The sequence below is a fragment of the Pseudomonas agronomica genome (genome assembly GCF_025917275.1).
GTDB classification, from domain to species: Bacteria; Pseudomonadota; Gammaproteobacteria; order Pseudomonadales; family Pseudomonadaceae; genus Aquipseudomonas; species Aquipseudomonas agronomica.
In genome coordinates this window covers 1-2,740 of record NZ_JAOSHO010000603.1, presented here as the reverse complement: position 1 = coordinate 2,740, position 2,740 = coordinate 1, and the positions used below count along the sequence as shown (strand labels likewise).

Sequence of the window (2,740 nt, the reverse complement as noted above, 5' to 3'; positions counted from 1 at the left end):
GGTTGCGCACCCTGCGAGTCTCAACCAAGGACCTTTATGTCGCGTCGCATATCCCCCGTCATACCCGGCTTCGGGCTGACGCTGGGCTACACCCTGGTGTACCTCAGTCTGATTGTGCTCATACCGCTGGCGGCGATGTTCGTGCATGCCGCCCAACTCACTTGGGATCAGTTCTGGGCGATCGTGTCGGCGCCACGGGTGCTGGCTGCGCTGAAGCTCAGTTTCGGCACGGCGCTGTACGCCGCCATCATCAACGGCGTGATCGGCACGCTGCTGGCCTGGGTGCTGGTGCGCTACACCTTCCCCGGCCGCAAGATCATCGACGCGATGATCGACCTGCCGTTCGCCCTGCCCACCGCCGTGGCCGGCATCGCGCTGACGGCGTTGTACGCACCGACCGGCCTGGTTGGCCAATTCGCCACCGACCTGGGTTTCAAGATCGCCTACACCCCGCTGGGCATCACCCTGGCGCTGACCTTCGTGACGCTGCCGTTCGTGGTGCGCACGGTGCAGCCGGTGCTGGCCGACATTCCCCGTGAAGTCGAAGAAGCTGCCGCATGCCTTGGTGCGAAGCCGTGGCAGGTGTTCCGCCATATCCTGATGCCGGCGCTGTTGCCGGCCTGGTTGACCGGCTTCGCCCTGGCCTTTGCCCGGGGTGTGGGCGAGTACGGTTCGGTGATTTTCATCGCCGGCAACATGCCGATGAAAACCGAGATCCTGCCGCTGCTGATCATGGTCAAGCTCGACCAATACGACTACACCGGCGCCACTTCCATCGGCGTGCTGATGCTGGTGGTTTCCTTCGTCCTGTTGCTGCTGATCAACTTGCTGCAGCGGCGCATCGAAACCCCATAAGGAGGCGCGAACCATGTCCCAATCGTCTATTTCCGCTGCCTCCACCAATGCCGCCCGTCGCGGCAGTGCGACGTCGCGGCGCGTGCTGATCGGCCTCGGCTGGCTGATCTTTGCGCTGTTTTTGCTGTTGCCGCTGTTCATCGTCGTGTCCCAGGGCCTGAAGCTCGGGCTGGGGGCGTTCTTCACCGCGATCTTTGAACCCGACGCATTGTCGGCGTTGAAGCTCACCGTGATTGCCGTGCTGATCTCGGTGCCGCTGAACCTGGTGTTCGGCGTCAGTGCCGCGTGGTGCGTGAGCAAATATTCATTCCGTGGCAAGAGCATGCTGGTGACGCTGATCGACCTGCCGTTCTCGGTGTCGCCGGTGATCGCGGGCCTGGTCTACGTGCTGATGTTCGGCGCCCAGGGCCTGTTCGGGCCGTGGCTGTCGGATCACGACATCCAGATCGTGTTCGCGCTGCCGGGCATCGTCCTGGCGACGATCTTCGTCACCGTGCCGTTCGTGGCCCGTGAGTTGATCCCGCTGATGCAGGAACAAGGCACCCAGGAAGAAGAGGCCGCGCGCCTGCTGGGCGCCAATGGCTGGCAGATGTTCTGGCATGTCACCGTGCCGAACATCAAGTGGGGCCTGATCTATGGCGTGGTGCTGTGCACCGCCCGGGCCATGGGCGAGTTCGGCGCGGTGTCGGTGGTCTCCGGGCACATTCGCGGGGTGACCAACACCCTGCCGCTGCACGTCGAGATCCTCTACAACGAATACAACCACGTGGCCGCGTTCGCCGTGGCGAGCCTGTTGCTGATCCTGGCGCTCTTCATCCTGCTGCTCAAGCAGTGGAGCGAAAACCGAATCAACCGCCTGCGCGCCAGCGCCGCGGAGGAATAAGTCATGTCGATCGAAGTCCGTAACGTCAGCAAGAATTTCAACGCCTTCAGGGCCCTGGACGACATCAGCCTGGACATCCAGAGCGGCGAGCTGGTGGCGCTGCTCGGGCCATCGGGTTGCGGCAAGACCACGTTGCTGCGGATCATCGCCGGCCTCGAAACCCCGGACCAGGGCAACATCGTTTTCCATGGCGAGGACGTGTCCGGCCACGACGTGCGCGATCGCAACGTCGGTTTCGTGTTCCAGCACTACGCCTTGTTCCGCCACATGACGGTGTTCGACAACGTCGCCTTCGGCCTGCGCATGAAACCCAAGGGCCAGCGCCCGAGCGAAAGCCAGATCGCGACCAAGGTCCACGAGCTGCTGAACATGGTGCAACTGGACTGGCTCGCCGACCGCTACCCCGAGCAACTGTCCGGCGGCCAGCGCCAGCGCATCGCCCTGGCCCGCGCCTTGGCGGTGGAGCCCAAGGTATTGCTGCTGGACGAACCGTTCGGCGCCCTCGACGCCAAGGTCCGCAAGGAACTACGCCGCTGGCTGGCACGCCTGCACGAGGACATCAACCTGACCTCGGTGTTCGTGACCCACGACCAGGAAGAAGCCATGGAGGTTGCCGACCGGATCGTGGTGATGAACAAGGGTGTGATCGAACAGATCGGCTCGCCCGGAGACGTCTACGAGAACCCGGCCAGCGATTTCGTCTACCACTTCCTCGGCGACTCTAACCGACTGCACCTGGGTGAGGACCGGCATGTGCTGTTCCGTCCTCACGAAGTCTCGCTGTCGCGCTCGGAGCTGGAAGACCATCACGCCGCTGAGGTGCGGGACATTCGTCCGCTCGGCGCGACCACCCGGGTGACCTTGAAGGTCGAGGGCCAGAGCGAGTTGATCGAAGCCGAAGTGGTGAAAGACCACGACAGCCTGGTGGGATTGGCGAAGGGCGAGACGTTGTTCTTCAAGCCTAAGGTCTGGCAGAAAGTTTCCAACCTTTAAAAGCGAGAG

3 protein-coding genes are annotated in these 2,740 nt (G+C 63.1%); all 3 read left to right on the top strand.

Annotated features, from left to right (window positions below):
• Positions 1 to 36: 36 nt before the first annotated feature.
• From cysT to OC610_RS25100, 3 genes are read left to right on the top strand one after another with little or no spacing between them, the layout of a single operon-like run.
• The gene (cysT, locus tag OC610_RS25110; RefSeq protein ID WP_264431718.1) at positions 37 to 855 is read left to right on the top strand and encodes a sulfate ABC transporter permease subunit CysT; all 819 of its coding nucleotides are present in this window, start codon (positions 37 to 39) and stop codon (positions 853 to 855) included.
• A gap of 13 nt (positions 856 to 868) precedes the next feature.
• Positions 869 to 1,738, top strand: a complete 870-nt coding sequence (cysW, locus tag OC610_RS25105) for a sulfate ABC transporter permease subunit CysW (RefSeq protein ID WP_024618577.1) — start codon at positions 869 to 871, stop codon at positions 1,736 to 1,738.
• A 3-nt stretch (positions 1,739 to 1,741) separates the two neighbouring features.
• Complete coding sequence (locus tag OC610_RS25100) at positions 1,742 to 2,731, top strand: sulfate/molybdate ABC transporter ATP-binding protein (RefSeq protein WP_181290574.1); 990 nt, start codon at positions 1,742 to 1,744, stop codon at positions 2,729 to 2,731.
• The last annotated feature ends 9 nt before the right edge of the window (positions 2,732 to 2,740 follow it).